The sequence below is a fragment of the Paraglaciecola algarum genome (assembly GCF_021532655.1).
Taxonomy (GTDB): Bacteria; Pseudomonadota; Gammaproteobacteria; order Enterobacterales; family Alteromonadaceae; genus Paraglaciecola; species Paraglaciecola algarum.
The window spans coordinates 62,012-88,350 of sequence record NZ_JAKGAS010000002.1; the positions used below are offsets into that span (position 1 = coordinate 62,012).

Annotated in this window: 27 protein-coding genes; 21 read left to right on the forward strand and 6 right to left on the reverse strand. The window is 37.6% G+C overall.

Annotated elements, in window-relative coordinates; genetic code table 11:
- The first annotated feature begins 419 nt into the window (after positions 1-419).
- The 13 genes from mnmG to L0668_RS03815 all read left to right on the forward strand — a co-directional run bounded on the left by mnmG (position 420) and on the right by L0668_RS03815 (position 12,231).
- Positions 420-2,333, forward strand: coding sequence for a tRNA uridine-5-carboxymethylaminomethyl(34) synthesis enzyme MnmG (gene mnmG / locus L0668_RS03755; protein ID WP_235310741.1), 1,914 nt, complete (start codon positions 420-422; stop codon positions 2,331-2,333).
- Complete coding sequence (gene rsmG / locus L0668_RS03760) at positions 2,333-2,974, forward strand: 16S rRNA (guanine(527)-N(7))-methyltransferase RsmG (RefSeq protein WP_235310742.1); 642 nt, start codon at positions 2,333-2,335, stop codon at positions 2,972-2,974. The genes mnmG and rsmG overlap by 1 nt, the downstream gene beginning before the upstream one ends.
- A gap of 88 nt (positions 2,975-3,062) precedes the next feature.
- Entirely contained in the window at positions 3,063-3,851 is a 789-nt protein-coding gene (locus L0668_RS03765; RefSeq protein ID WP_235310743.1) for a ParA family protein, read from the forward strand.
- Between the two features lie 64 nt (positions 3,852-3,915).
- Positions 3,916-4,788 carry a ParB/RepB/Spo0J family partition protein gene (locus L0668_RS03770; protein ID WP_235310744.1) on the forward strand — a complete coding sequence of 291 codons (873 nt, stop codon included), beginning with the start codon at positions 3,916-3,918 and terminating at the stop codon, positions 4,786-4,788.
- A gap of 234 nt (positions 4,789-5,022) precedes the next feature.
- Positions 5,023-5,409, forward strand: coding sequence for an ATP synthase subunit I (locus L0668_RS03775; RefSeq protein WP_235310745.1), 387 nt, complete (start codon positions 5,023-5,025; stop codon positions 5,407-5,409).
- A gap of 48 nt (positions 5,410-5,457) precedes the next feature.
- Positions 5,458-6,258, forward strand: a complete 801-nt coding sequence (gene atpB / locus L0668_RS03780) for a F0F1 ATP synthase subunit A (RefSeq protein WP_235310746.1) — start codon at positions 5,458-5,460, stop codon at positions 6,256-6,258.
- A gap of 191 nt (positions 6,259-6,449) precedes the next feature.
- Positions 6,450-6,689, forward strand: coding sequence for a F0F1 ATP synthase subunit C (gene atpE / locus L0668_RS03785; RefSeq protein ID WP_235310747.1), 240 nt, complete (start codon positions 6,450-6,452; stop codon positions 6,687-6,689).
- A gap of 46 nt (positions 6,690-6,735) precedes the next feature.
- A complete protein-coding gene (atpF, locus tag L0668_RS03790) occupies positions 6,736-7,206 on the forward strand; it encodes a F0F1 ATP synthase subunit B (RefSeq protein WP_235310748.1) in 471 nt (156 codons plus the stop codon).
- 14 nt (positions 7,207-7,220) lie between these two features.
- A complete protein-coding gene (gene atpH, locus L0668_RS03795) occupies positions 7,221-7,754 on the forward strand; it encodes a F0F1 ATP synthase subunit delta (RefSeq protein WP_235310749.1) in 534 nt (177 codons plus the stop codon).
- A 13-nt stretch (positions 7,755-7,767) separates the two neighbouring features.
- Entirely contained in the window at positions 7,768-9,309 is a 1,542-nt protein-coding gene (gene atpA / locus L0668_RS03800; RefSeq protein ID WP_235310750.1) for a F0F1 ATP synthase subunit alpha, read from the forward strand.
- Positions 9,310-9,378: 69 nt separating this feature from the next.
- Complete coding sequence (atpG, locus tag L0668_RS03805) at positions 9,379-10,239, forward strand: F0F1 ATP synthase subunit gamma (protein ID WP_235310751.1); 861 nt, start codon at positions 9,379-9,381, stop codon at positions 10,237-10,239.
- A gap of 36 nt (positions 10,240-10,275) precedes the next feature.
- A complete protein-coding gene (gene atpD, locus L0668_RS03810; protein ID WP_235310752.1) occupies positions 10,276-11,661 on the forward strand; it encodes a F0F1 ATP synthase subunit beta in 1,386 nt (461 codons plus the stop codon).
- A gap of 156 nt (positions 11,662-11,817) precedes the next feature.
- The gene (locus L0668_RS03815; protein WP_235310753.1) at positions 11,818-12,231 is read left to right on the forward strand and encodes a F0F1 ATP synthase subunit epsilon; all 414 of its coding nucleotides are present in this window, start codon (positions 11,818-11,820) and stop codon (positions 12,229-12,231) included.
- A gap of 125 nt (positions 12,232-12,356) precedes the next feature.
- Here L0668_RS03815 and L0668_RS03820 read toward each other — a convergent pair whose 3' ends face one another.
- Both L0668_RS03820 and L0668_RS03825 read right to left on the reverse strand, forming a co-directional pair.
- Complete coding sequence (locus L0668_RS03820) at positions 12,357-15,404, reverse strand: response regulator (protein ID WP_235310754.1); 3,048 nt, start codon at positions 15,402-15,404, stop codon at positions 12,357-12,359.
- 150 nt (positions 15,405-15,554) lie between these two features.
- Positions 15,555-16,154, reverse strand: coding sequence for a tRNA-uridine aminocarboxypropyltransferase (locus L0668_RS03825; protein ID WP_235310755.1), 600 nt, complete (start codon positions 16,152-16,154; stop codon positions 15,555-15,557).
- Between the two features lie 167 nt (positions 16,155-16,321).
- Here L0668_RS03825 and L0668_RS03830 point away from each other — a divergent pair, with 167 nt between their 5' ends.
- From L0668_RS03830 to L0668_RS03840, 3 genes are all read left to right on the forward strand, one after another.
- Positions 16,322-18,295, forward strand: coding sequence for a tyrosine-type recombinase/integrase (locus L0668_RS03830; protein ID WP_235310756.1), 1,974 nt, complete (start codon positions 16,322-16,324; stop codon positions 18,293-18,295).
- Positions 18,296-18,305: 10 nt separating this feature from the next.
- Positions 18,306-18,650, forward strand: coding sequence for an MGMT family protein (locus L0668_RS03835; protein WP_235310757.1), 345 nt, complete (start codon positions 18,306-18,308; stop codon positions 18,648-18,650).
- 73 nt (positions 18,651-18,723) lie between these two features.
- Positions 18,724-19,899 (forward strand): HD-GYP domain-containing protein, encoded by a 1,176-nt coding sequence (locus L0668_RS03840; protein ID WP_235310758.1) that lies wholly within the window; start codon positions 18,724-18,726, stop codon positions 19,897-19,899.
- A gap of 16 nt (positions 19,900-19,915) precedes the next feature.
- On the opposite strand, the gene L0668_RS03845 is transcribed toward L0668_RS03840, so the two are convergent.
- Entirely contained in the window at positions 19,916-20,098 is a 183-nt protein-coding gene (locus tag L0668_RS03845; RefSeq protein ID WP_235310759.1) for a hypothetical protein, read from the reverse strand.
- Positions 20,099-20,352: 254 nt separating this feature from the next.
- Entirely contained in the window at positions 20,353-21,216 is an 864-nt protein-coding gene (locus L0668_RS03850; RefSeq protein ID WP_235310760.1) for a YicC/YloC family endoribonuclease, read from the reverse strand.
- Between the two features lie 200 nt (positions 21,217-21,416).
- Between L0668_RS03850 and rph the strand changes: the two genes are divergently transcribed.
- Genes rph through tusA form a run of 3 tightly spaced genes read left to right on the forward strand, consistent with a single transcriptional unit; the run spans position 21,417 to position 23,053 of the window.
- The gene (rph, locus tag L0668_RS03855) at positions 21,417-22,130 is read left to right on the forward strand and encodes a ribonuclease PH (protein WP_235310761.1); all 714 of its coding nucleotides are present in this window, start codon (positions 21,417-21,419) and stop codon (positions 22,128-22,130) included.
- A gap of 22 nt (positions 22,131-22,152) precedes the next feature.
- Positions 22,153-22,794 carry an orotate phosphoribosyltransferase gene (gene pyrE / locus L0668_RS03860; RefSeq protein WP_235310762.1) on the forward strand — a complete coding sequence of 214 codons (642 nt, stop codon included), beginning with the start codon at positions 22,153-22,155 and terminating at the stop codon, positions 22,792-22,794.
- Positions 22,795-22,801: 7 nt separating this feature from the next.
- A complete protein-coding gene (gene tusA / locus L0668_RS03865) occupies positions 22,802-23,053 on the forward strand; it encodes a sulfurtransferase TusA (RefSeq protein ID WP_235310763.1) in 252 nt (83 codons plus the stop codon).
- Positions 23,054-23,096: 43 nt separating this feature from the next.
- On the opposite strand, the gene L0668_RS03870 is transcribed toward tusA, so the two are convergent.
- Positions 23,097-23,864, reverse strand: a complete 768-nt coding sequence (locus L0668_RS03870) for a class I SAM-dependent methyltransferase (protein ID WP_268820178.1) — start codon at positions 23,862-23,864, stop codon at positions 23,097-23,099.
- A gap of 170 nt (positions 23,865-24,034) precedes the next feature.
- A complete protein-coding gene (locus L0668_RS03875) occupies positions 24,035-24,865 on the reverse strand; it encodes a DUF3014 domain-containing protein (protein ID WP_235310765.1) in 831 nt (276 codons plus the stop codon).
- Between the two features lie 189 nt (positions 24,866-25,054).
- Between L0668_RS03875 and L0668_RS03880 the strand changes: the two genes are divergently transcribed.
- On the forward strand, positions 25,055-25,639 hold the full coding sequence (locus L0668_RS03880; RefSeq protein WP_235310766.1) for an HAD family hydrolase: 585 nt from the start codon (positions 25,055-25,057) through the stop codon (positions 25,637-25,639).
- A gap of 117 nt (positions 25,640-25,756) precedes the next feature.
- Entirely contained in the window at positions 25,757-26,272 is a 516-nt protein-coding gene (locus tag L0668_RS03885) for an SRPBCC family protein (RefSeq protein ID WP_235310767.1), read from the forward strand.
- The last annotated feature ends 67 nt before the right edge of the window (positions 26,273-26,339 follow it).

Sequence of the window (26,339 nt, forward strand, 5' to 3'; positions counted from 1 at the left end):
TTGAATTTAGATCACAACTTACACACAGTTAGATCAAAAGATATAAATCTATGTGCATAAAACAGTTAATAACTAAGGTATATTTAATTTATATCCACTGAGTAATATTTTTCAAAATAGCACCTGTGGATAAAACAACTATTTACACCCAACTTATACCCAGTAGATCAAACTTTACTAACAAGCTAACAAGCTATATAACTATTTGATTTTAATAAAATAAATAACCTTATCAACAGATTTTAGCTTGCTTAATAGTAGTAATAATAAATAAAGATCTAAAAGATCATATAAATATTAAAGCGATCAATGATCTGAAATTGAATAGTTTTTAAGCATTTTACTTATAGTAAATAACATATAGAATATGCGCCCCATTTTATGTGGGTTTAATTGATCGTTTGTATTAGAGGAAAATTATGTTTTATCAACAACCGTTTGATGTCATCGTTGTCGGTGGCGGACACGCAGGTACTGAGGCTGCATTAGCGTCAGCACGCATGGGCGTAAAAACACTTTTGTTAACGCATAATATTGAGACCTTAGGGCAAATGTCTTGTAATCCAGCGATTGGCGGGATCGGTAAAGGCCATTTAGTTAAAGAGATCGATGCTTTAGGTGGTGCTATGGCAACCACTACAGATAAGGCTGGGATCCAGTTTAGAACACTAAATTCAAGCAAAGGCCCTGCTGTTAGAGCGACAAGAGCTCAAGCAGATCGATCTCTTTATCGATCCGAAATCCGAAAAATAATTGAAAACCAAGCAAATTTGACATTATTTCAACAATCTTGTGATGATCTGATCGTTGAACAAGATCGAGTTGTTGGTGTAGTCACACAAATGGGCCTTAAATTCCATGCTAAAGCCGTTGTAATCACCGTAGGCACGTTTTTAGGTGGCACTATTCATATTGGTCTGGAAAATTATAAAGGAGGTCGTGCTGGCGATCCTCCTTCGATCGCACTAGCTGATCGTTTACGTGCTTTACCTTTTAGAGTAGATCGTTTAAAAACAGGTACACCAGCTAGACTTGATACTCGAACGCTTAATTTTGATGTGATGCAAAGACAAGATGGTGATACACCAATCCCAGTTTTTTCATTTTTAGGTCAAGCTAGCGATCACCCAGAACAAATACCTTGTTACATTACATATACCAATGAAAAAACCCATGAGATTATCCGTGGTGGTTTAGATAGATCACCTATGTATACTGGTGTAATAGAAGGAATTGGACCTCGTTATTGCCCATCTATTGAAGATAAAATACATCGTTTTGCAGACAAAGATTCACATCAAATATTTGTCGAGCCAGAAGGATTAAATAGTATTGAAGTGTACCCAAATGGTATTTCAACTAGCCTACCTTTTGATGTACAAATGAATTTTATTCAATCCATTAAAGGATTTGAAAACGCACATATTGTGCGTCCTGGCTATGCGATCGAATATGACTTTTTTGATCCCAGAGATCTGAAACAAACTTTAGAAACTAAATATATCGCAGGATTATTTTTTGCTGGCCAAATAAACGGTACCACGGGTTATGAAGAAGCTGGCGCCCAAGGACTGATAGCAGGGGCTAACGCAGCCCTACAAGTTCAACAAAAAGAAGAATTTATTTTACGTAGAGATGAGGCTTATGTTGGTGTGTTGATCGATGATCTAGCCACTATGGGAACAAAAGAACCTTATCGTATGTTTACTAGCCGCGCCGAATATCGATTGTTATTACGTGAAGACAATGCTGATATTCGGTTGACTGAAAAAGGCCATCAAATTGGCTTGGTTGATGAAAAACGTTGGCAGGCATTTAATGAAAAAATTGAGGCTATTGAATTAGAAAGGCAACGTTTAAAGTCAACTTGGATCCATCCTAAACATGACTCAGTTGAAGCATTAAATAGCATTTTAAAAAATCCAGTGACAAAGGAAAATTCCTTAGAAGATTTGATCAGAAGGCCAGAAATGACCTATCAAACCTTAATGACAATTGGTGAATTGGGTCCTGTGATTAATAATAAACAAGCGGCTGAACAAGTTGAAATCCAAATTAAATATGCGGGTTATATCGAACGTCAAAAAGATGAAATAGCTAAAACTCAACGTAACGAGAATACGCTAATTCCGATGAATTTTGATTTTAGCCAAATTTCTGGTTTGAGCAATGAAGTAGTTGCTAAGTTATCTGATGCTCGCCCTGAAACTATAGGTAAAGCGGGCAGAATATCTGGCATCACACCAGCAGCGATATCTTTGTTGTTAGTCTATTTGAAAAAACATGGTTTATTGGTTAGTGCTAATCAACAAACAAAAAAAGTGTCGGTCTAATGTTAGAGTCATCGTTACTGGCAGTTTTGCAAGATAGTTTACAAGAATGTGATTTAGTCGTTACCCAGCAGCAGAAAGAAAAGTTAGTTAAATATGTCCTAATGATGAATAAGTGGAATAAAGCCTACAACTTAACATCTGTTCGTGATCCACAACAAATGATCATCAAGCATATTGTTGATTCAATTGTAGTAGCCCCCTACCTAGACAAAACTCAATATATTGATGTGGGTACAGGCCCAGGCTTACCTGGAATACCACTGGCAATAATGTGTCCCGAGAAACATTTTATTTTGTTAGATAGCTTAGGAAAACGTGTTCGTTTTATGAAACAAGTGGCTTTTGAATTAAAAATTCAAAATATACAACCAGTGCAATCAAGAGTTGAAGACTTTAAACCTGAGGTTGAATTAGACGGTGTACTAAGTCGTGCATTTGCTTCATTAAAAGATATGTTGCACTGGTGCCAGCATCTGGTAGATTCTCAAGGCACATTTTTGGCTTTAAAAGGTCAATTGCCTGTAGACGAGATAGAACAACTTCCCTCAGGGTTTAATGTACAAGAAACAATTAAATTAGACGTGCCTAAACTTGAAGGTGAACGTCATATTGTCAAAATTAAAAAACAAACAGTAGGTTAAAAGCTATTCTTAGCGCTTAGTTTTATCCATAATGCTGGTATATATTTTCAGATGTTTAACCTGCTGACAAAAAATTTGGATGACTATTTTGGGTAAAATCATTGCAATTGCTAATCAAAAAGGTGGTGTAGGTAAAACCACCACTGCGGTGAATGTGGCTGCTTCTATGGCTGCAACAAAACGCAAAGTACTACTTATCGATTTAGATCCCCAGGGTAATGCAACTATGGGTAGCGGTGTAGACAAATACAGTGTTGAAAATACCTGTTATGAACTGTTAATCGAAGAAAAGCCGGTAGAAGAAGTTTTGATTAAAGAAACTTCTGGCAAATATGATTTAATTGCTGGTAATAGTGATATTACTGCTGCTGAAATAAAGCTAATGGAAGTATTTGCCCGCGAAGTTCGCCTGCGTAATGCCTTAGCGCCAGTTAAAAATTATTATGATTATATATTTATCGATTGCCCACCCTCACTAAACCAGTTAACGGTAAATGCTATGGCTGCAGCAGATTCTGTTTTAGTGCCGATGCAATGCGAATATTATGCTCTGGAAGGATTAACTGCGTTAATGGATACCATTAAAAAGTTAGCTTCTGTGGTGAATCCTCAATTAAAAATTGAAGGTGTTTTACGTACTATGTACGATCCACGAAATAGGCTGGCTAATGATGTATCTGAACAACTTAAACGTCATTTCGGTGACCAAGTTTATCGTACTGTTATTCCAAGAAATGTCAGATTGGCAGAAGCTCCTAGTTTTGGTTCGCCCGCTATGTATTATGATAAATCGTCTACCGGGGCTAAAGCCTATTTAGCTTTAGCCGGTGAAATATTAAGGCGCAGTAAAAGTAATCAAACTGAAAAAATTAGCTAATCAGCATTTTTAATAGTTATAAAACTTAGAAAAATAACAAAATAATATTTAAACAGAGGAATACATGTCTGCGAAAAAAAGAGGTTTAGGTCGAGGTTTAGATGCACTTTTGGCTACCAGTCAAAAAGAGCAAAAAACAGATGCAAGTGAATCACCTGAACAACAAAGCGAGTTACGTAAAATCCCTGTAGAGTTTTTACAACCAGGGAAATATCAACCACGTAAAGACATGTCACCAGAAGCCTTAGAAGATTTGGCTTCGTCGATTCGTTCTCAAGGGATCATTCAGCCTATTGTGGTACGAGAAATTGCTGAACAAAAATATGAAATTATAGCCGGCGAAAGGCGTTGGCGCGCTTCTCAAATCGCTCAGCTAGATGTCATCCCCTGTTTAGTTAAAGATGTTCCTGATGAATCAGCTGTTGCTATTGCTTTAATTGAAAATATTCAACGTGAAGATTTAAATGCAATGGAAGAAGCCCAAGCATTAGACCGTCTTATGGTTGAATTTGAATTAACTCATCAAGAAGTCGCCACTGCAGTAGGTAAATCTCGCACCACAGTGACTAACTTACTTCGCCTTAACAATCTAAACGATGACGTTAAATTATTGCTTGAATATGGTGATATTGAAATGGGCCATGCTCGCGCCTTGTTAGCATTGGAAGGTGAAGCCCAAACAGAAGCAGCTCAAACTGTTTCAGGTAAAGGGTTGACCGTTAGAGATACTGAAAACCTAGTTCGTCGTTTACTCGAACCTGTAAAAGAAAAACAACCAACTAAACCAGATCCGGATGTTCAACGTTTACAAACTGAATTATCTGAAAACTTAGGTGCACCTGTGAGTATTGCCCATAATGCTAAAGGAAAAGGTAAACTGGTAATTAACTTTTCCGACTTAGATCAGCTTGATGGGATATTAAGTCATATTAAGTAAAAATGATTGAAGTAATAACGATATATTTTAAATATATGTTAATTAATAACTAACTAGATCAAAAAATTAACAATTAGCCAGCGCCTTTAAGAATAAAGGCTTGTCGATAGTTCAGTAATTATTCATATACCAATACAAATTCACCTTTTGTGTTGTAAATCCTAGCAAGTTAAGTATACTTTTCGGCGCTTTTCGTAAGGTTTAAATACATCGAGGGATTAATTGGCACCTAGTTTGCCCCAAGAAGGTCGATTGTTGGCTAAAAAAATACTTTTTTTTCAAAGTTTAGTCGCGATTATTTTAGCCTTAGTTTATACCGTTTTTTCTGGGAAATATGACGGATTATCAGCGCTTTACGGTGGTTTGATATGTGTATTGCCAGGAGTAGTATTTGCATTCTTAGTATTTAGATATGCCGGTGCTAGCCAAATTAAGCTAGTAGTACGGAGTTTCAATAAGGGAAGTAAACTCAAATTTTTGTTTACGATTTTAATGTTTATTTTGGTTTATAGGTGGCAAAACTTACAACCACTAACCCTTTTAATCACTTATGTCGTAACGTTAATGGCTCAATGGCCAATAATTATATTTTTGAATCGCGTTACTATTGCTAATAAATAATAACGATATTCAGTACAAGTTTTTAACTTTAAAAATGTGGATGGTAAAATGGCAGGATCTAGTGGTGAACTCACTATAAGCAGCTATATTCAGCACCATTTAACTAATGCTTCGGTAGGTGAAGGTTTTTGGACTTTTCACATAGATACTTTAGCTTGGTCAATAGTGTTGGGTTTTGTCTTTATATTAAGCTTTCGAGCAGTAGCTAAAAAAGCCACTGTTGGAGTACCAAGTAAATGGCAAGCTTGTGTAGAATTGGTTGTGGAATTTGTAAATGACACAGTTAAAGGTACTTATCATGGTAAAAGTCCACTGATAGCTCCTTTAGCCTTAACTATTTTTGTTTGGGTTCTTTTGATGAACCTTATGGATTTAATCCCAGTAGATTTTTTGCCTTCATTTGCTCAATTTGTTGGTGGTCAACTTGGTCACGATCCAGCTCATGTATACATGAAAGTAGTGCCTACTACTGATTTAAACATGACCTTAGCCCTTTCTTTAGGTGTATTTATCTTAATGATTTACTACTCAATTAAGATAAAAGGTGCTGGTGGGTTCTTAAAAGAACTTTATGCTCATCCTTTTAATACACCTTGGTTATATTGGTTTAACTTTATTCTTGAAGTTGTGGCGCTGTTAGCCAAACCTTTATCTCTAGCATTACGTTTATTTGGTAACTTATATGCTGGTGAACTGATATTTATTCTTATTGCTGGAACAATGGGCTTATGGCAGTTGCCATTACACTTTATTTGGGCAGCATTTCACTTGTTAGTTATCCCTCTTCAGGCATTTATTTTCATGATGTTAACTATCGTGTACTTAAGCCTAGCAAGTGAAAAACACTAATTTTTCGGGAGAAAATTAGAACAGCGTTAGCTGGCTCGCAGAGTGTAAGGCAGGAAGCCTGGAATACTAATATTTGTAAAAGAATTTTTTGCTAGCAACACTGAGTTGTTAGCAAGTAGGCAGGATGCCTCAAAACTAGTTTCAAAACGTTTTATTTTTTAACTTTAACTTTAAACACAAGGTGAAAATCTATGGAAATCTTAGGTAATCTATATATCGCAGTTGGTATTTTGATTGGACTATGTGCATTGGGACCAGCGATTGGTTTCGGTCTTTTAGGTGGTAAATTTTTGGAATCTGCTGCTCGTCAGCCAGAACTTTCAAACCAATTACAAACTAAAATGTTCATCGTAGCGGGTCTTATCGATGCTATCGCGATGATTGGTGTTGCGATCGCTCTTTATATGTTATTCGTACTTGGTGCTCAATAGTAGTTAACCATTTCTTTTAACGAACTATTAAAGAGGAGTAGCGGTCTTGAACATCAATGCCACTCTACTTGGTGAATTAATAGCATTTATATTCTTTGTGTGGTTCTGCATGAAGTATGTATGGCCGCCTATAATCGGTGCTATTGAAGAACGCCAAAAGAAAATTGCTGATGGTCTAGCAGCTTCTGAGGAAGGCGAGAAAGCTCTCGAACTTGCTCAAGCAGATGCAGACGTTCAGCTTAAAGAAGCTAAAGCGCAAGCAGCCGATATTATCGAACAGGCCAAAAAGCGTGGATCAACAATTGTTGATGAAGAAACGCAACGTGGTCACTCAGAGCGTGAGAAAATCATTGCTCAGGGTTACTCAGAGATCGAAGCAGAAAGAAATCGCACTAAAGAAGAGTTACGTAAACAAGTAGCTGCTCTTGCGATTGCTGGTGCTGAAAAGATCCTTGATAGAGAAATTGATGCTGCGGCACAAAGTGACATAGTTGAAAAACTTGTCGCTGAGCTATAAGGGGTAGATGAGCTATGTCTGAATTGACTACTATCGCTCGCCCTTACGCGCAAGCTGCGTTCGATTACGCGGTCGAGAACAAAACCATCGCACAATGGCAAGAAATGTTATTTTTTGCTGGTGAGGTTTCTAAAGACGCTACCATTAAATCAGTATTAACTGGTTCTGTTGCGTCTGAAAAACTTGCTGAAATATTTATCGGCGTGTGTGGTGAACAACTTGACCAACATGGTCAAAACCTAATTAAGGTTTTGGCTGATAATAGACGTTTACAAGTATTGCCTGATATATCTGTATTGTTTAATCAGCTTAAAGCTGACTTTGATAAAGAAATTGATGTTGAAGTAACTTCAGCAGTCAAACTTAACAAAAAACAACAAACAGCTATTGGTGCTTCTCTAGAGAAACGTCTAGCACGAAAAGTTAAGCTAAGTTGTAGCGTGGATCCTGAATTGGTTGCTGGTGTTTTAATTAAAGCCGGTGACACAGTTATTGACGGTTCATTTCGAAGTAAATTAAACCGTCTGTCAGACGCGTTACAAGCATAACGGGGAAAAGAGCATGCAACTGAATTCCACTGAAATTGCAGAACTAATCAAACAACGTATTGAGAAGTTCGAAGTAGTAAGTGAAGCTCGTAATGAAGGGACTATTGTTGGTGTAACCGACGGTATTATCCGTATCCATGGCCTTGCAGATGTAATGCAAGGTGAAATGATTGAGCTTCCAGGTAGTCGTTACGCTATCGCATTGAACCTAGAGCGTGACTCTGTAGGTGCGGTAGTTATGGGTCCTTACGCTGACTTACAAGAAGGCGTAAAAGTAAAATCTTCTGGTCGTATCTTAGAAGTACCAGTAGGTCGTAACCTATTAGGTCGTGTTGTAAACACACTAGGTGCACCTATTGATGGTAAAGGCGCCATCGAAGCAGACGGTTTTGAACCTGTAGAAAAAATTGCCCCTGGCGTTATCGAACGTCAATCGGTAGACCAACCCATTCAAACTGGTTATAAATCAGTAGATGCCATGATCCCAGTTGGTCGTGGACAACGTGAATTGGTAATCGGTGACCGTCAAACGGGTAAAACTGCATTAGCGATTGATGCCATCATCAATCAAAAAGATTCTGGTGTTAAATGTGTATACGTAGCAGTTGGCCAAAAGGCTTCAACTATTGCTAACGTTGTACGTAAATTAGAAGAACACGGCGCATTGGCTAATACTATTGTTGTTGCGGCTTCTGCATCAGAATCAGCAGCATTACAATACTTGGCACCTTACTCTGGTTGTACCATGGGTGAGTATTTCCGTGACCGCGGTGAAGATGCTTTGATCGTATATGATGACTTGTCTAAGCAAGCTGTTGCATATCGTCAAATCTCACTATTGTTACGTCGTCCGCCAGGTCGTGAAGCTTACCCTGGAGATGTTTTCTATCTTCACTCGCGTCTTCTAGAACGTGCTGCACGTGTAAATGATAAATATGTTGAGCGTTACACTAAAGGTGAAGTAACAGGTAAAACAGGTTCTTTGACTGCATTACCTATTATCGAAACCCAAGCTGGTGACGTATCTGCATTCGTACCTACTAACGTAATTTCGATTACCGATGGTCAGATCTTCTTAGAATCTGATTTGTTTAACGCGGGTATTCGCCCTGCTGTTAACGCCGGTATTTCGGTATCTCGTGTTGGTGGTGCTGCACAAACTAAAATCATCAAGAAATTGGGTGGCGGTATCCGTCTAGCCTTAGCTCAGTATCGTGAATTAGCGGCGTTCTCGCAGTTTGCGTCTGACCTTGATGAAGCGACTCGTGAGCAACTTGAGCACGGTGAGCGCGTAGTAGAATTGATGAAACAAAACCAGTATGCACCTTTATCAGTTGCAGACATGGGTGTTTCGTTATTTGCTGTTGAAAAAGGTTTCTTGAAAGATGTAGCGCTAGATAAAATTCTAGACTTTGAAGCATCTGCTCATTCCTTTATGAACAGTGAATACAGCGAGCTAATGAACACTATCAATACTACTGGTAATTTCGACAAAGAAATTGAAGCCACACTAAGCGAAGCTTTAACTAAATTTAAAGCAACACAAACGTGGTAATCAATTAGGCTACTGACCTCATAATTTGAGTCCAGTAGCCATAATGTTGAATAATCGGAGATAGAGTTTATGGCTAGCGGTAAAGAGATAAAAGGTAAGATCGGCAGTATTAAAAATACTCAGAAGATCACCAGTGCTATGGAAATGGTTGCAGCGTCAAAAATGAAAAAGGCGCAAGATCGTATGGCTTCTAGCCGTCCATACGCTGAGAATATTCGTAACGTGATCGGTCACCTAGCAAACGCTAACCTTGAATATCGCCATCCTTATCTGGAAGAACGTGAAGTAAAACGCGTTGGCTATATTGTGATTTCTACAGACCGTGGATTATGTGGTGGTTTAAACACTAACGAATTCAAATTGGTTGCTAAAGAAGCACAAAAATGGCAAGAAAAAGGTGTCGAAACTGACTTTGCAGCATTAGGTGCTAAGTCGGTTGCATTCTTTAACCGTTTTGGTGGCAGTGTTTTAGCCGCAGAATCTGGTTTAGGTGATGCACCAACTGTTGATGAAATCATCGGTTTGGTACGTATCATGTTGGATGCATTTAACGAAGGCAAAATAGACCGTTTATATTTGGTATTTAATAAGTTCGTAAATACCATGGCGCAAGAGCCGCAGATCGATCAATTGTTGCCTTTGCCAAAATCTGAAGAAAAAACATTACAACATCGTTGGGATTATATTTATGAACCTGACCCTAAGCCAATCTTAGATTTGCTTTTGGTACGTTTCATTGAGTCTCAAGTATACCAAGGTGTCGTTGAAAACGGCGCATCCGAGCAGGCTGCTCGAATGGTAGCTATGAAAGCTGCAACCGATAACGCAGGCGACCTAATAGACGACTTGCAACTGGTTTACAACAAAGCACGTCAAGCAGCAATTACTCAAGAAATTAGTGAAATTGTTAGCGGCGCGGCAGCGGTGTAGTGTAGGCAAAGGTTTTAGAATTTAAGAGGAATTAACATGAGTCAAGGTAAGGTCGTCCAAATTATTGGCGCCGTTGTGGACATCGAGTTTCCACAAGATTCGGTTCCAAAAGTATATGACGCGTTGCAAGTTGCTGAAGGTGATTTGCAAGGTTTGACCCTAGAAGTGCAGCAGCAACTTGGTGGCGGCGTAGTGCGAGCAATCGCATTGGGTACTACTGATGGTTTGCGCCGTGGTTTAGCAGTAGATAATACTGGTAAGGCAATTCAGGTTCCAGTAGGTACAGCTACATTAGGCCGTATCATGGATGTATTGGGTAACCCAATAGATGAAGCAGGTCCAATTGGTGAAGAAGAGCGTATGTCTATTCACCGTGAAGCACCTACTTATGAAGATCAATCAAGTTCAGTTGAACTACTAGAAACAGGCATCAAAGTTATCGACTTAGTATGTCCTTTCGCTAAAGGTGGTAAAGTTGGATTATTCGGTGGTGCCGGTGTTGGTAAAACCGTAAACATGATGGAATTAATTCGTAACATCGCTATCGAGCACAGCGGCTACTCAGTATTTGCTGGTGTAGGTGAGCGTACTCGTGAAGGTAACGATTTCTATCACGAAATGAACGAATCAAACGTACTAGACAAAGTATCACTAGTTTACGGTCAAATGAATGAGCCTCCTGGAAACCGTTTACGTGTTGCCTTGACTGGTTTAACTATGGCTGAAAAATTCCGTGATGAAGGTCGTGACGTATTATTCTTCGTAGATAACATCTATCGTTATACTCTAGCTGGTACAGAGGTATCTGCACTACTAGGTCGTATGCCGTCAGCCGTAGGTTATCAGCCTACCCTAGCTGAAGAAATGGGTGTTCTACAGGAGCGTATTGCTTCAACTAAGACAGGTTCAATCACTTCAATCCAAGCGGTATACGTACCTGCGGATGATTTGACCGATCCATCACCCGCTACTACTTTTGCTCACTTAGATGCAACAGTTGTACTCTCTCGTGATATTGCATCTTTAGGTATTTATCCAGCGGTTGATCCACTAGATTCTACTTCACGTCAACTTGATCCGTTAGTAATTGGTCAAGAGCACTACGACACGGCTCGTGGTGTACAATCTGTATTGCAACGTTATAAAGAGCTTAAAGACATCATCGCTATTTTGGGTATGGACGAACTTTCTGAAGAAGATAAACAGTCTGTTTCACGTGCTCGTAAAATTCAGCGTTTCTTGTCACAACCTTTCTTCGTAGCAGAAGTATTTACAGGTTCGCCAGGTAAATATGTATCTTTGAAAGACACCATTAGTGGATTTAAAGGCATCTTAGAAGGCGAATATGACGACCTTCCAGAGCAAGCCTTCTACATGGTTGGTTCTATCGAAGAAGCTAACGAGAAAGCTAAAAACATGTAATTTGTTTGCCCTGAAATGGTTATTTGCACAGATAAATGCGTCAGAAGTGTTCACGTATAAATATACGCTCCGCGCTTCTTCCTTTTTCTCTGCACAAATTCCTCATTTCAGGTCTAAACAAAACTATATGTTTACGAACTTTATTGGAGGTTCATTATGACAGCAACAGTACAACTTGACGTAGTAAGCGCCGAAACCAGTATTTTTTCTGGAGAGGTTGAAGCTATACAGGTTACAGGTAGTGAAGGTGAACTAGGTATACATCCTGGTCACGCTCCTTTATTAACTACTTTGTTACCGGGTATGGTTCGTCTAGTTAAGCAAGCAGGTGAAGAAGAGAATATCTACATCAATGGCGGCGTACTAGAAATACAACCAGGTAATGTAACTGTATTGGCTGATACCGCTATTCGTGCTGAAGATTTAGACGAACAAGCTGCTCTTGATGCGAAGAAACGCGCTGAAGAACATATCGCCGACCAAGGTGCTGATTTTAATTATGCTGAAGCTGCCGCTGAGTTAGCAGAAGCCATTGCTCAGTTAAGGTTAATCCAAAAACTGCGTAAGTAATTGAAATAAAATAATTATCTGAAGTGTTGGATATTTAAACAATGTTTCATGTGAAACCCGATTAAAGTGCATAACGTAATCGGGTTTTTTGTTTTTTGTAGCTAGTAGTCAGATTGGAATAGATATTAAATTTGGTTTAGCAAATCAACAGGTAATTTTGAGCTGAGAAGTTGAATATTTTGTTTGATTTGCTCTAGTAAATCTGAAGTTTCTCTTGCACCCCACTGACCTGTTTTAATAAGTTTCTCTAATGTGTTTAATAACTTAGATGTTTCGGTTAAAGCGCAATCATTAACCATAGGCATCAATTTATACAAATAAATTAACGTGCTATTTAGTTCTTTATTTTTAAGTGTATTGTCTAAATCATTAATAATTGCTTCAAAGTTTGCAGTTAATTTATAAACATTTTTTATAAACTGCTCAGCGCTATTATGGTGATTGGTAATACCTATTGGAATGTTTACCCCGGGTAAGTCTATAAACAATTTTGATAAACTAAGTATCTTAGGTAGTTCATAGCTCACTGCAATTTCGTCATCTTGCAGTGCAGAATGTTCGATATCAGCATATTTGTTACCAATTAAATCAAAACCAAAAGCCGCTGCTGAACCCTTAATTCTATGGGCTATTTCACTAATTAAAGACATGTCTCTTTGTTCTAAAGCCTTTTCTGCGTTTTCAATTTGGTTAGCCAAATCCTGTTGATAATCTGCTATAAGCTTAAGCATGTCTGATTGATTGATTGGGTTTTCAACATCACCATGTTTAGTTAGATATTTTGAAAGTGTTTCTATAAAATGGCGTCTAGATATTGGCTTGGCTAAATGGTCAGAAAATCCTAAACGTAAATAATGCTCAACTTCATGTTTCATGTTATTTGCTGTTAAAGCAATAACGGGAGTGTTGTTACCAGATAACCTTATTTTTTTAAGCGCTTGGGTACCATCCATTTTTGGCATATGAATATCTAGCAAAATCAAATCAAACTTTTGATAATAAAGTGTATCTAGTGCCTGTTTTCCATCTTCTACTTCTACTACCGCTAAATTCATGCGTTTTAATAATATCGCTATAAGTTCTCTATTAGCAGGGTGATCGTCCGCTAGTAATACTTTATGGCCGCTAAAATTAGGTAAAATATCAGGGGTTACCGACTTAGTTGGTGTTAATTGCCAAATTTCGCTTACATTATTGAGCCATTGACAATTTTCAACAGGATTTAACTTAATAGCTAAGGTGAAAGTTGAGCCCTTTCTAGGTGTACTTTCAACCATAATTTTACCATTAAGTCCATTTGCTAGCCTTTGTGAAATACTTAAACCTAGTCCAGTTCCACCTTGATATTGATTTATAGAGATATTAGCCTGGTTAAAAGGCTCAAAAAGTACCTTTTGTTGCTTCGCAGATATGCCTTCCCCAGTGTCTTTAACTTGTATTTGTAAACTATTGTCCTTGATAGTTACAGACAAACCAATATATCCCTGCTCCGTAAACTTGATAGCATTATTGGTTAAATTAAATAGAATTTGTTTTAAACGGGTAGGATCGGTATAAATTGTGGTTGGCAGTGGATATTGGTAATCCAAATGAAAAGCTAATCCTTTGTCTCTAGCTCTTTTACCTACGATTGATTCAATTTGGGCTAATACAGAAAATAGTTGGGTGGGTACGTTTTCAAAATCTAATTTATTAGCTTCTATCTTGTTTAGGTCAATAATGTCATTTAATACGTTTAACAAATGACTACCATTTTGATAAATTATTTTGATTACTCTGTCTTGTTCTGATTTATCAATATCGCCTAACAATATACCATCAGCATACCCAATGATTGAAGTTAAAGGTGTGCGTATTTCATGGCTCATTGTCGCTAAAAATCGCCCTTTTATGTAATTAGCTTCGATTAACTCTGAGTTGGTTAGTTCGAGTTGATGGTTGGTTTGGCTAAGTTCTTGAGTTCGCTGTTGGACTGTCTTTTCTAAATTAGTGGTTAAATTGCTATTTTCGTGGGTGACTAAAGCTAATCGGTTAGCCAAAGCAAAAGCTAAGAATATTGCATCTACAGTACCGCCAATTAAGGTAAATAACTCAGCATTGTCTAATAGGTCGGGGATTAGGCCAATATTGGCTGGTAAAATAAAACAGGCAGGAATGAGTAAGGATAAAAATCCTAGAATGAAGTACCTAGCAGGTCTAAATCCCATTCTTAGCCTTTTAAACCCTGCAACAACAGCACTAAATATCCATACTCCTATGGTGACGGTTGCAATACTATGGGCATAACCCACTAAGAAAATAGAAGATGGTAATAAAGCGAAGGAAACAAAGCCGTTAACTTTTAAAATTTTGGCTAATCTAGGTAGGTAAATATCTAACTGTAAAAATGAGATACAAAAATACCCTCCTACTAAGGGTAATAGGAAAAACGGTATATAAATTAACTCAATATAATGAAATCCAAATAAGTTGTTGGGTATTTGAAAAACTAACGACCAACCTAAAAAGTAACTTATTAAATATAGTGAGTAGTAAAGATGGCTTTTATCTTTGGAACCGGCATAAACAAACAGGTTGTATAGTCCTAGAGCTAGCAACGCCCCCAAGGAACATAAGATAAGCACTGTATTTAACAAAGTGTCATCTTGATATTGTTGGCTATCCACTATTTGTACAACAGGCTGAGAAGCAAAATAGCGGCTATTTATCTTAACAAGAACTTCATAGGGTTTTCCTGCTTCAAGACTAAACTTTCTACCGTAATGGAATGGAAATTCTTGAGCTTGATAAAACCCACTAACTTGTTGAGTTATGAGTGTTTCTTGAAACCAATAAATATTGATATCTTCGACTACACTATTTTTTACGTCTAAAACCCAGTCTTTGTTAACTGATTGAGCAGGAATTATTAAATGATACCAATAGCTGCCACCAGTTAATTTAATACTTTTTACTGGGGTTAGTTGTTGTAAATTAGATTGAATAAAAGAACGAAAATTGGGTACTGAAAAACTTATATCTTTTTCTTGGTATATAAATGTTTCGAAGTTCAATTGTGGTTGAATTTCTGTCTTGACAGAATTAGCCAATAATTGAGAGTTGAACAAGAAAAAGAAAAACCCGAAAAAAAGTAATTTTAGCTCTAATAATTTTGGTTTTTTTGTTCTAATCATCAACACTTAAATTCCACCAGTCCCCTGTCTATCCTACTGAATTCAAGTAGCTAATCAATCGTTAAAATCCTTTTATCAGCAATTACTAATACACACTAGGTTAAATAGAATTAAAAGTGAGTGAGCTATTAGTCCCCTGCTTTTTGAACTTTAGTTTTGGTTGTTGATAAAATTCACTTTTTGCATATTCATAAATAAGCGCTTTAAATAAGTACAATCCATGTTTTGAGTGCGTTTAAGTACATAAACTACCGATTCTAGGGTAGACAAACCGTTAGTTTGGCTAGTGGATCTAATTTGATATTGGCTAGCAGGAGGATAATCAAAATGCCAACTATCTAATTCGTGTAGCCAAGGGTTTAGGTGCCACATTTTTAGGGCCTTACGCCATGAGGCATCAATAAAAATAATAGTGTTAAATGAATAGTTTTTAATAGCAGTGTTTACTGAATCCAGTGGTACACTTTTATCACTTGGATAACATAAACAGTATTGTTCAGGGTTTAGTTTTACTTGGTTGGTGAACTGAATGAAGTCTTGCGCTGATTCACCAATTACAACTTCTAGGTTTTGTAATCCAAGTTTTAATAGTTTCACAGAGTTTTTAGCGTGTTTGGTTTCTTTAGGGTGCTGTAAAATCACAATTTTAATTGGTGAGCGTATTGGTGAGACCCATTTGCAAACGCAAGTTGACGCTGGATATTCACATCTTTTACAAATTTTTCTTTTAGTATCTAGTATATTTTGCATTTAAATTAATTGTGTAAAACGTATACTTGGCATATCAAATTTGGACTTAACGTAAATCTAACTGAGTAGGTTTTATGTTAACAAGCTTTAAGGGCACGGATGTTTATGTTTTCTTCTTTAAATCGTAGCTTTTCATTGCCACATATATTTATGGTTGGAACCTACTAATGTCGTATAACAACAAAGTCGATTATATTCCTAATCAACCATTCAACCAATCTTCGACTGATAATTCTGAGCAAGACTTAAAGAAATTACAAGCTCAGAAATGGCGAGTATTATTTGGTACTTTTATTCTCATTTCTATTATTTCCAATATCTGGAACTGGACTCGACCTGCTGTATTTGAAAGCCAAGCGATATTACACTTTGCTTATCCATCACAAACAGAGTTAGAGTTTTCTGAGTTAGCTCAGAGAAAGGTAGAAACTCATCAACAAAGACTCATGAGCAATAGTGTAATACAAACAACTTTTCAGAAGCTTGCGTTAGATCACTCTAATTTAGATGATATTCAGAATAATCCGCAGTTACTTACTGCTACCGCATCAGGCCGATTAATTACTTTAGTTTCCAAACATGAAGAGCCAGAACTTTTAGAGCCGGTTTTATCTAATTGGATTGAAGTGTATTTAGATATTGTTGAATCGGAAAAACAAAAAAATAATTCAGAAGAATTATTAACAGCAAATACCCAGCTACAAGCGCTAGAAGTAAAAATTAATCATAAGCAGGAGGAGTTGAGACTGTTTGGAGAGTTAAATGATATTACGTCATTAGAGCGAGATGAAAATAGAGTGCTTAATAAAATAAAGGCCCTTAGCGCGAGTTTAGATCAAGCGATAGCTGAGCAAACCGCTGCGCAGGCATTGTTAAATAGCTTAAACGAGTCGGTTAAAAAGGGGCAACCTATTATACGAGAAGTAGATCAAGGGCAAATCAATCAAACCCGCCAAGAACTACAATTACTTTTAAGTGAATTATCAACCTTAGCAGATAAGTATACTCAAGCTTATTTGGCAAGAGATCCTAGTATCGTTAAAAAGCAACAAACTGTATCCGTCTTAGAAAAATCTTTGGCGGAACAGTTAAGTGCGAGTCAAGAATATTACCTACAAGATGCGGCAAGAGACCTAGCAACAGCCCAAGATAAGGTAAAACAAACTCAAGAGCAATTTGTACAGCAAAATAAAAAAGCACAGATATTTAATCAAAAATTACAAGCCTACAAAGTACTGAGCGATGACTTGGTTGCTATTCAAGAGCAAGCACAAAATATTAGAAATCAACAAGTTAAACAAGAGGTGTCCCAGCCTTTTGATGCTAAAATTAGTGTTTTAGAAAAACCTAACACACCTAAGTTTCCAAGTGGTCCTGATTATTGGTTTTTTACTATGGTTAGTTTATTAATCGCCGCTACTGTGAGTGTGATAGCCTTATTGTTGTTTGGATATATAGTTAAGCAAAAACAACCCATGCAAACTTCAACTAATTATGTCGTTATGCCTGGACACACAGTAGATAATTCTTTGTATCAGCTACCACAACAACAAACTGCAAAGTTAGCCATGCAAGACCCTTATATGAGACTCAGCGCAAGCAATCAAGCTAGCTCATTAATTACCTTGTCAACAGAGCAGGCGCAAAGTTTGTATCAAGTTGCCAATCAGCAGGCTAAAGTTCTAATTGGTCTCGTGTACTCTGGTGTGGCAATTAATGAGTTAATGAGTTTATTAAAATCTGACTTTGTCGAAAGTGAAGCTAAGTTACACATAAAAGGCAAATCCTCTAGAACCTTAATTTTAAGTCAGAGTTTAAGCGCACAACTTACTTTGTTTTGTGAGGATAAAGACGGCTCAGAAGCTATCTGGTCTCACATTGAAAATGAAGATGATTTTAATCAAATGATAGTAAACGTTGGTCATGATGCTGAGTTTAGCTTTTCTGAGCAGTTAAATTTATCGGTATTACGACATAGCTATATTTCTTATTTGGTGGATCAAGGTGTTCGTTTAAATGATGTTGAACAAGTTGTAGGACGAGTATCACCCAGTGATTTGGCTCAATATCGACACATCAAACGTTCTGGCACTTCAAAAAGCTTGGCTGAGATAGAGCTTCAGTACCCGCTTACGGCATAAGTTTAATGTAATGATACAGGTCAGTCATTATCAAAAAATTTGGCATACAGTTCAGCTAATTCCTAAGGGGTATGTGGCAGGTTATGGGCAGATCGCTGATCTTGCAGGGTTACCTGGTAGAGCGAGAATGGTAGGTAAGTCTTTGGGTGCAACGCCTAAAGGCATGTTTATACCTTGGTTCAGAGTATTACGCTCTAACGGTCAAATTGCATTTCCCAGCGGGTCAGAATTAGCTGCAGAACAAACGGGATTATTACAGCAAGAAAATGTCGTTGTATTGAATAATCGAGTGAAAATGAAAGTATTTCAATGGAAGCCCGATTTGATAGAAATTTTATCGAAACTAAAGTATTAAACATTAAACATTGCTCTTGAAATATAATTGGGATAATTTTTAATCTGAGATTAAGCTATAAGCGGAACGTAAAGTGTTAAAACTCTTTGATATAGATAAATTAGAAGTAGGCATGTTTGTCGAGTCTATAGCAAAGCAAGTCGATTCTATGAAAATTAAAAGTCGAGGCAGAATCACATCCCAAAAAGTGATTGATCAGTTAAAAAAACAGGGTATCAAACAAGTAGTTGTGGATTTGAGTAAACGTCTCGAATCAGATAAACCAGAGCCAGAAGTATTAAAACCAAAGAAAGATAAATCCATATCATTTGATGCTGAAATCAATACAGCAGCTAAAATTTATGAAACAGGTAAACGTGTACAAAAGGACATGTTTGAACAAGTAGCTAAAAATCTGACTATTGATTTATCTGTACCATCAGAGTTCACTACTAGTTTAGTTTCATCTATCCATCGTAATCCCGATGCACTTATGTGTATGTCAAAAATTCGTGAGAAAGACTCATATTTATTAGAACATTCGTTAAATGTAGCCATTTTATTGGCAAACTTTTCTCATCAGTTAGGGCTTGAAGATCATCAAGTTCAAGAACTCGCTTTATCAGGTTTTTTACATGATATTGGTAAAATAAACATTCCCGATAAAATATTACATAAGCCGGGTCGATTGACTGACGAAGAAATGGTTATTATGCGAAAACATGTTCAGTTTGGTACTGACGTTTTATTAGATATGGAAATACCATCTTCAATTATTCGTACCATAGGTGAGCATCATGAGAGGTTAGATGGATTAGGCTACCCAGAGCAGCGTAAAGGTGCAGAAATTAGTACTTTTGGACGTATGATTGCTATTGCAGACACTTATGATGCTATTACCGCCACTCGTTGTTACAAAGCAGGTATGCCGTCTAAAAAAGCTTTGCAAATACTGCTTAAAGATTCACCAGTAAAATATGACAAAGAGCTAGTGCTACAATTCGTGAAAAGTGTTGGTATTTATCCAGTAGGCACGCTGGTTAAATTAGATAATGAAAAGTTAGCTATGGTGATGCAACAACATCAAGTTGAGTCAAACAAACCTAAAATAAAAGTTTTTTATTCAGTTAAAGGTAGCCACTATTTAGCACCTTTGGATGTCGATTTAGCTGCACCGACCTGCCGACTAAATATTGTAGAAGCAGTTACAGCAAGTGACTATAAGATTGATTTCAATAAATATTTTAAAGAATCTATTGCCATTACCTAATCAATTAACTCAGTAACTAACTTACGGCTGCATCTTTAATTATGACCTTGAGTTGATCGGTAGTTACATCTGACGGACATACGCCTTTATTAACCAATTCCTCTCGAATACACTCAGGGTCAGTAGACGAAAAATGTGCACTATTTTTTTGCACATAACGGGTGAGTTTTTGCTGTAATTTACGTGTTAAACAAGACATCTGTACATCTTAACCAGTTAATTAAAAATAATAATGTGAATAAAGTGTAACTATAATGAAAACGCATTAAGTTATCGTATAAGCACTATTACGGTTATAATCAATTTTTAAGCCAAGATTAATTCTTTAATAAATTCAATTGGATAGGAGAAGGTTTATTTTATAGTGTAAATTAAACTGACACTATCTAATTAAAAAACAAAGCAAGCTTACTCCTTTATTTAGATAGTGTGGAATGGATAGATTTAACTAGGCTATTCTATATTCGCGATCTGTTCGCGCATTTGTTCGATGAGTACTTTTAATTCCACTGCTGATTGAGTGGTGTCTGTGTTGATAGATTTTGAACCTAGTGTGTTTGATTCGCGGTTAAACTCTTGCATCATAAAGTCAAGTCTGCGGCCTACTGCGCCACCTTTTTTGAGGATTTTACGGGTTTCACCTATGTGTGAAACTAAGCGGTCTAACTCTTCGGCTACATCTACTTTTTGCGCCAGCATCACCATTTCTTGTTCGACACGGGTGGCGTCAAGTTCGATTTTGGCTTCTTCAAAACGAGTTTGGATTTTGTCTCTTTGCCACTGGATTATTTCTGGCATAAAACCGGTAACTTTGTCGACTTCGGTTTGAATTCCGTCTAAGCGTTGTTCAATCATTGCTTTAAGATTAGCGCCTTCGGTTGCTCGGGCGGCTATAAAGTCTTTCAAGGTAAGATCAAACTCTTTAAGAATATCTCCTTGAATACTATCCATATCAGCTTCTTCGGCAGCAATTACGCCAGGCCAACGCAAAATATCTACCGGGTTTACGCCATTTGATTGGCCTTGGCTTTGTACCCAATCTGCGGCTTGCATTAGCTGTTTAGCTAAGTCTTCATTTAAACTTAATTGCCCCACAGCCGCATCGTTGGGTATAAACCTTAATGCACATTCAACTTTTCCCCGCTGCAGGCTTTTGCGAAAACGTTCACGAAGTACAGGTTCCATACTTTTGAATTGTTCAGGCAAACGGAAGTAGGTTTCGAGGAATCTTTGGTTTACGGAGCGAATTTCCCATACAGCTGTGCCCCACTCGGCTTTAAGTTCTCGGCGGGCAAAGGCGGTCATACTGTAAATCATCAAAATCACTCCAAAAGTTTAAGTGCGGCTATTATACCCCTATCATCTTTAAATTCGCTATCTGCGAATGTCTTTAGTTATTAATTCTAAATCAGTCCATTGAATAACAAATATGACCACAATTAATCAGCAAATAGTTCGGCTTTGTGGGTATAATTCGCAGCAAATTTATTGATGTTTATTTATGATGGAGCTTCACCATGCGCCCAAGTGGAAGAACTGCTAGCCAAATCCGCCCTGTAACTATCACCAGAAACTTTACCTGCCATGCTGAAGGTTCAGTATTAATTGAATTCGGAAACACTAAAGTGTTGTGTAATGCTTCGGTAACTGAAGGCGTGCCGCGTTTTATGAAAGGCAAAGGCCAAGGTTGGGTAACAGCTGAATACAGTATGTTACCAAGAGCCACTCATACTCGCTCTGATCGTGAAGCGGCTCGAGGCAAACAAGGTGGTCGTACTCTTGAAATCCAACGTTTAATTGCTCGTTCTTTGCGCGCGGCAGTTGATTTAAAGTTATTGGGTGAGAACACCATAGTGGTGGATTGTGACGTGATCCAAGCTGATGGTGGAACGCGCACTGCTTCTATCACAGGTGCATGTGTGGCTTTAGCTGATGCACTCACTTGGATGCGTGCAAAAGGTATTTTAAAAACTAACCCAATTAAGCACATGATTGCTGCACTATCGGTAGGTGTTTATAAAGGGACGGCTATTGCCGATTTAGAATACCTAGAAGACTCTGATGCTGAAACTGATATGAACGTAGTCATGACTGACACAGGAAAACTGATTGAAGTACAAGGCACAGCCGAAGGCGAACCTTTTGACTTTGATGAGCTAAACGAAATGTTAGAGCTAGCTAAACACGGTATTCGTGAATTGTTTGATGAACAAAAGTCAGCCTTAAACTAAATTATTAGAATCAGAGTTATTTATGCAGGATTATCAAAAAGAATTTATTGAGTTTGCCCTAGCTCGTAATGTTTTAAAATTTGGGCAATTTACCCTTAAATCAGGTAGAACTAGCCCGTATTTTTTTAATGCTGGCTTATTTAATACAGGTGGTGATTTAGCTAAGTTAGGCCAATTTTATGCACAAGCATTGCAAGATTCAAATATTGATTACGATGTGTTGTTTGGCCCAGCTTATAAAGGTATTCCTATCGCTACCACTACGGCTGTGGCACTTGCTGATAAACATGGGGTAGATAAACCTTATTGTTTTAATCGTAAAGAAGCGAAAACTCATGGCGAAGGTGGCAATTTAGTGGGTAGTCCATTAGCTGGAAAAATTATGCTGGTGGATGATGTGATCACCGCAGGTACGGCTATTCGCGAATCCATGTTGTTAATCGAACAAAATAAGGCTGATTTAGCCGGAGTGTTAATCGCTTTAGATCGTCAAGAAAAAGGCCAAGGTGAATTGTCGGCCATTCAAGAAGTTGAGCGTGACTTTAATACGCAAGTGGTATCCATAGTTAGTTTAGCTGATTTAGTTGAATATTTAGCCGAGAAACCAGACATGGCTGAACATTTGGCTAACATTAAACAATACCGCATTGACTTCGGGATTTAGTCAATAGATGAGTCAATCTTGCCCTTTTGAATCAGCTGATTATGAATTAGACGCACTTGGATTACGATGTCCTGAGCCTGTGATGATGGTGCGTTTAAAGATTCGTGATATGCAGATAGGTGAAACTCTATCTGTCACCGCAGATGATCATTCAACCACGCGGGATATACCTAGTTTTTGTCGTTTTATGGATCACGAGTTAGTGGCAACTGATACAGAAAAAAGCCCATATCGCTATGTGGTAAAGAAAGGGAAATAGCCAACCTGTATGGTTGGCTATTGTATTGAAAGCGCCAGCTTCCTTAAGGTTTACGGAATTTTAAGGTCCAGCGATCGGTATTTCCTGTCACAGATCTTGCACCTACTTCGTATTCTAATTCATCGTCTTCACGAAAATGTAAATCACTAAAATCGACAAATTCAAAACCAGCCTCTTGAATTTCTTTTATAGCTAAAACAGGATCAAATCGGCGATTATTAGCCGGTGTATGTTGTTCCATATGTCTACGTGTATGATCAACAACAGCGTAAATACCACCTGGTTTTAAGGCATCAAAGGCCATGTCATTCATCTTACGACGGCCTTGCTCATCGAAATTATGGTAGTTACGAAATGTGAACACCATATCTACATTTTTTACGTCTAGCGTACTTGCTTCTAGCGTATAAAAGTCAGCGCCTTCTTTTTTATATATTTTTGAATCTTCAGCCAAAATTTTGATTTTTTCAAAACCCGTTTCTTTAGTTAGATTTTTAATTCGACTGGTAAACAAGGCTCCATAATATTGGCCTTTTTCAGCAACAGTTGGGGCGAGTAGTTTAGTGTACCAACCGCCACCAGGAATTAATTCAACTATTGTCATATCGTCTCTTAGGCCAAAAAAATCAAGGGTTTCGATCGGCATACGATTTTTATCTCTGTCTTTTTCTTTGTCAGAGCGAATTTCAGCTTGCATGGCTACTTTGACTTTTTCTGCGGTGTTTTCAAATTCATTGGCTGCATAAGCACCACTGCATAGGGCTGTAAATAGAATTGTGGTAATAATTTTTTTCACGTAGAAAATCTCCATTTATTATTGATGACATGGGTAGTGTTGGTTATCAGACCACATAAAGGCTAATAAAATTACACTAAGGTAAATGGATTTTGTAACAAGATGTTGTGTACAGCAGGTTTAGCTTTTTAACTTTATCGAGAGCTACAATGTTAAAAATGAAGCTCTCGTAAGGGAAATTAGTGTTAAAGCGCCAACAGGTCTTTAATCTCTCTTAGTTTTGCTTTGATTCGGCGCATGTTTTCTGGACCAGTGCGCAGTAATTGTTTCTGTGGACCAGATAAACTCTCTAATTGGTCGTCAGCAAATTTAAACATTACGCTATCGGTATACACTTCAACAGGTACAGGGACTTCTGGTGTGTCTAATAAAACATTAATTGCATCAGCCAATTTTTCTTCGAAACTGTCTCTTGGGCTGCTAATTTCAGCAAAAATTTGTTCAATGGCCGGTTTATATTCTTGGTATAACTGAATTAATGACTCGGTTTGAATAGATTCGAACACTTCCACATAGGGTGAATAACGTTTGTAACTTGCCGGATCGATCCAATCTCTATCTGCTTGACGAAAAGTCCTAAAAGGTTTTTCTGGATTGGATAACACTCTATGACTAGCGGTTAAATTTTCTTCGGCTAAGGTGTTGGTCATAACAACAAAGCGTTGCAATAAAGATTCATCAATTAATAACCTAGCGAATGCATCATAATCAGATAAGGTCAATAATTTAGTTTTAACCGCTCCATCACTCGTATCTAAAGGTTCCTCTATTTCAGGTTCTTCAATCACGGGTTCAACAACTGGTTCAGCAACGTAAGGTTCTGGCTCTTCAATCTCAATCTTAGGCTCAGGTTCAGGAGTCGGTTCAACTAGCGGTTGAGTCACAGGTGGGATGACTAACGGTTCAGGCTCAACTATGGCATCTTTAGGCCAAAATATAACAGCCAGTATAATCACTAAGACTATTGCCGCAATGATGTAATGGGGAACCAATGACTTTTTAGTTTCTTCGCTCATGAAAATTCTCGTCTTTATTAAAACAAGTACTACACAGTAAGTTCTAGCCTACTTAATTTTACACAAAAATGATACGAGCAGATTGTAAATTAGTGTAATCAGTGTATTTTTTTGATTGAAAATAAGTACTTGTAAAACTGGACCGAAAGTTACAATCTGTTGTTTTTTAATGAAGAGGGTAAAGGCTAAATGTTAGATTTAACGGGCTATAAAGCGATTGTATTTGATATGGACGGTACACTAATTGATTCAATGGGGTCTCATGTGAAAGCCTGGCAGATGACCTGTGAGTTCTACGGAATGCCTTTTGATGAGGAATATATGTATGGGTTAGGAGGTGTGCCGACTCCACAAATAGCGATTTTACTGAATCAAAAATTCGGAACTGACCACTCACCTGAGGAAGTTGCGGCTAAGAAAAGGGATTGTTGGCATTCACTTAATGACGTTCCTAAAATTATTAAAGAGACCTGTGAAGTACTAGACTTTTATCAAGGCAAGCTAAAAATGGGGGTGGGTACAGGTTCTGCACGTAAACATGCAGAGGAAGCTCTAAAACTCACTGGTATTGATAAAAAAATTACTGCTTTGGTTACGGCAACAGACGTAACTGATGGTAAACCTCACCCAGAGACTTTCTTAAAAGTGGCCGAGTTATTAGGCGTTGAAGCAAAAGATTGTGTTGTTTTTGAAGACACTGAAATGGGTCGACAAGCCGCAGAAGCGGCAAACATGGATTGTATTTTGGTTAAAAATGGTAAGATCCAAGCCTAGGTTATCCGGAACTGGAACTAGTGACTAAATATATTAACTTAATCTTGTTTGTTGTCCGAGCTGCTTGTTAATTTGGAATTATGCTGAAATTTAAATTCATTTATCTGAGGACATAAAATGAAAATAATTAATGGTTTAATATTATTAGTTTTATTTATGGGGTTAAATGTTCAAGCCAAAGTGTTACAGATAGCAGAGCATGGTTTTATAGTCGAAAACACGATCCAAACCGCTCATAATTCAGAATTTGTTTGGGCAAAATTGGTCAAAGGTATAGATAAGTGGTGGCCTAAAGATCACACATGGTGGGGTCAACAAGGTCAGCTTTCTATTCAAACATTTGCTGGTGGTTGTTTTTGCGAAACCTCTGGTGATAAATCGGCTGAACATATGCGTATAAGTTTTGTAGAACCTAATAAAATATTACGCATGACAGGCGGATTAGGGCCTTTACAAGAAATGGGCATGTATGGCGCATTGAATTGGACTTTGTCTGCAAACAATGGAGCAACCCTAGTCACTTTGACTTACAGAGTCTCTGGTATTAACCCAGATGGATTTGAAAAACTTGCGCCAATAGTTGATAAGGTGCAAACCATGCAGCTTAATCAATTAAAAAAGTATCTAGAATAAAATGTATTTAGAAAAGTAACCTTGGTTCTCAAAATCAGAACCAAGGTACTCTTTATTAAGAAGTTGC

Coding starts and splice junctions, on each gene's coding strand:
- mnmG (WP_235310741.1), top strand. CDS start 420: ATGTTTTATCAACAACCGTTTGATGTCATCGTTGTCGGTGGCGGACAC.
- rsmG (WP_235310742.1), top strand. CDS start 2,333: ATGTTAGAGTCATCGTTACTGGCAGTTTTGCAAGATAGTTTACAAGAA.
- L0668_RS03770 (WP_235310744.1), top strand. CDS start 3,916: ATGTCTGCGAAAAAAAGAGGTTTAGGTCGAGGTTTAGATGCACTTTTG.
- atpB (WP_235310746.1), top strand. CDS start 5,458: ATGGCAGGATCTAGTGGTGAACTCACTATAAGCAGCTATATTCAGCAC.
- atpE (WP_235310747.1), top strand. CDS start 6,450: ATGGAAATCTTAGGTAATCTATATATCGCAGTTGGTATTTTGATTGGA.
- atpH (WP_235310749.1), top strand. CDS start 7,221: ATGTCTGAATTGACTACTATCGCTCGCCCTTACGCGCAAGCTGCGTTC.
- atpA (WP_235310750.1), top strand. CDS start 7,768: ATGCAACTGAATTCCACTGAAATTGCAGAACTAATCAAACAACGTATT.
- atpG (WP_235310751.1), top strand. CDS start 9,379: ATGGCTAGCGGTAAAGAGATAAAAGGTAAGATCGGCAGTATTAAAAAT.
- atpD (WP_235310752.1), top strand. CDS start 10,276: ATGAGTCAAGGTAAGGTCGTCCAAATTATTGGCGCCGTTGTGGACATC.
- L0668_RS03815 (WP_235310753.1), top strand. CDS start 11,818: ATGACAGCAACAGTACAACTTGACGTAGTAAGCGCCGAAACCAGTATT.
- L0668_RS03820 (WP_235310754.1), bottom strand. CDS start 15,404: ATGATTAGAACAAAAAAACCAAAATTATTAGAGCTAAAATTACTTTTT.
- L0668_RS03825 (WP_235310755.1), bottom strand. CDS start 16,154: ATGCAAAATATACTAGATACTAAAAGAAAAATTTGTAAAAGATGTGAA.
- L0668_RS03830 (WP_235310756.1), top strand. CDS start 16,322: ATGTCGTATAACAACAAAGTCGATTATATTCCTAATCAACCATTCAAC.
- L0668_RS03835 (WP_235310757.1), top strand. CDS start 18,306: ATGATACAGGTCAGTCATTATCAAAAAATTTGGCATACAGTTCAGCTA.
- L0668_RS03845 (WP_235310759.1), bottom strand. CDS start 20,098: ATGTCTTGTTTAACACGTAAATTACAGCAAAAACTCACCCGTTATGTG.
- L0668_RS03850 (WP_235310760.1), bottom strand. CDS start 21,216: ATGATTTACAGTATGACCGCCTTTGCCCGCCGAGAACTTAAAGCCGAG.
- rph (WP_235310761.1), top strand. CDS start 21,417: ATGCGCCCAAGTGGAAGAACTGCTAGCCAAATCCGCCCTGTAACTATC.
- pyrE (WP_235310762.1), top strand. CDS start 22,153: ATGCAGGATTATCAAAAAGAATTTATTGAGTTTGCCCTAGCTCGTAAT.
- tusA (WP_235310763.1), top strand. CDS start 22,802: ATGAGTCAATCTTGCCCTTTTGAATCAGCTGATTATGAATTAGACGCA.
- L0668_RS03870 (WP_268820178.1), bottom strand. CDS start 23,864: ATGGAGATTTTCTACGTGAAAAAAATTATTACCACAATTCTATTTACA.
- L0668_RS03875 (WP_235310765.1), bottom strand. CDS start 24,865: ATGAGCGAAGAAACTAAAAAGTCATTGGTTCCCCATTACATCATTGCG.
- L0668_RS03880 (WP_235310766.1), top strand. CDS start 25,055: ATGTTAGATTTAACGGGCTATAAAGCGATTGTATTTGATATGGACGGT.
- L0668_RS03885 (WP_235310767.1), top strand. CDS start 25,757: ATGAAAATAATTAATGGTTTAATATTATTAGTTTTATTTATGGGGTTA.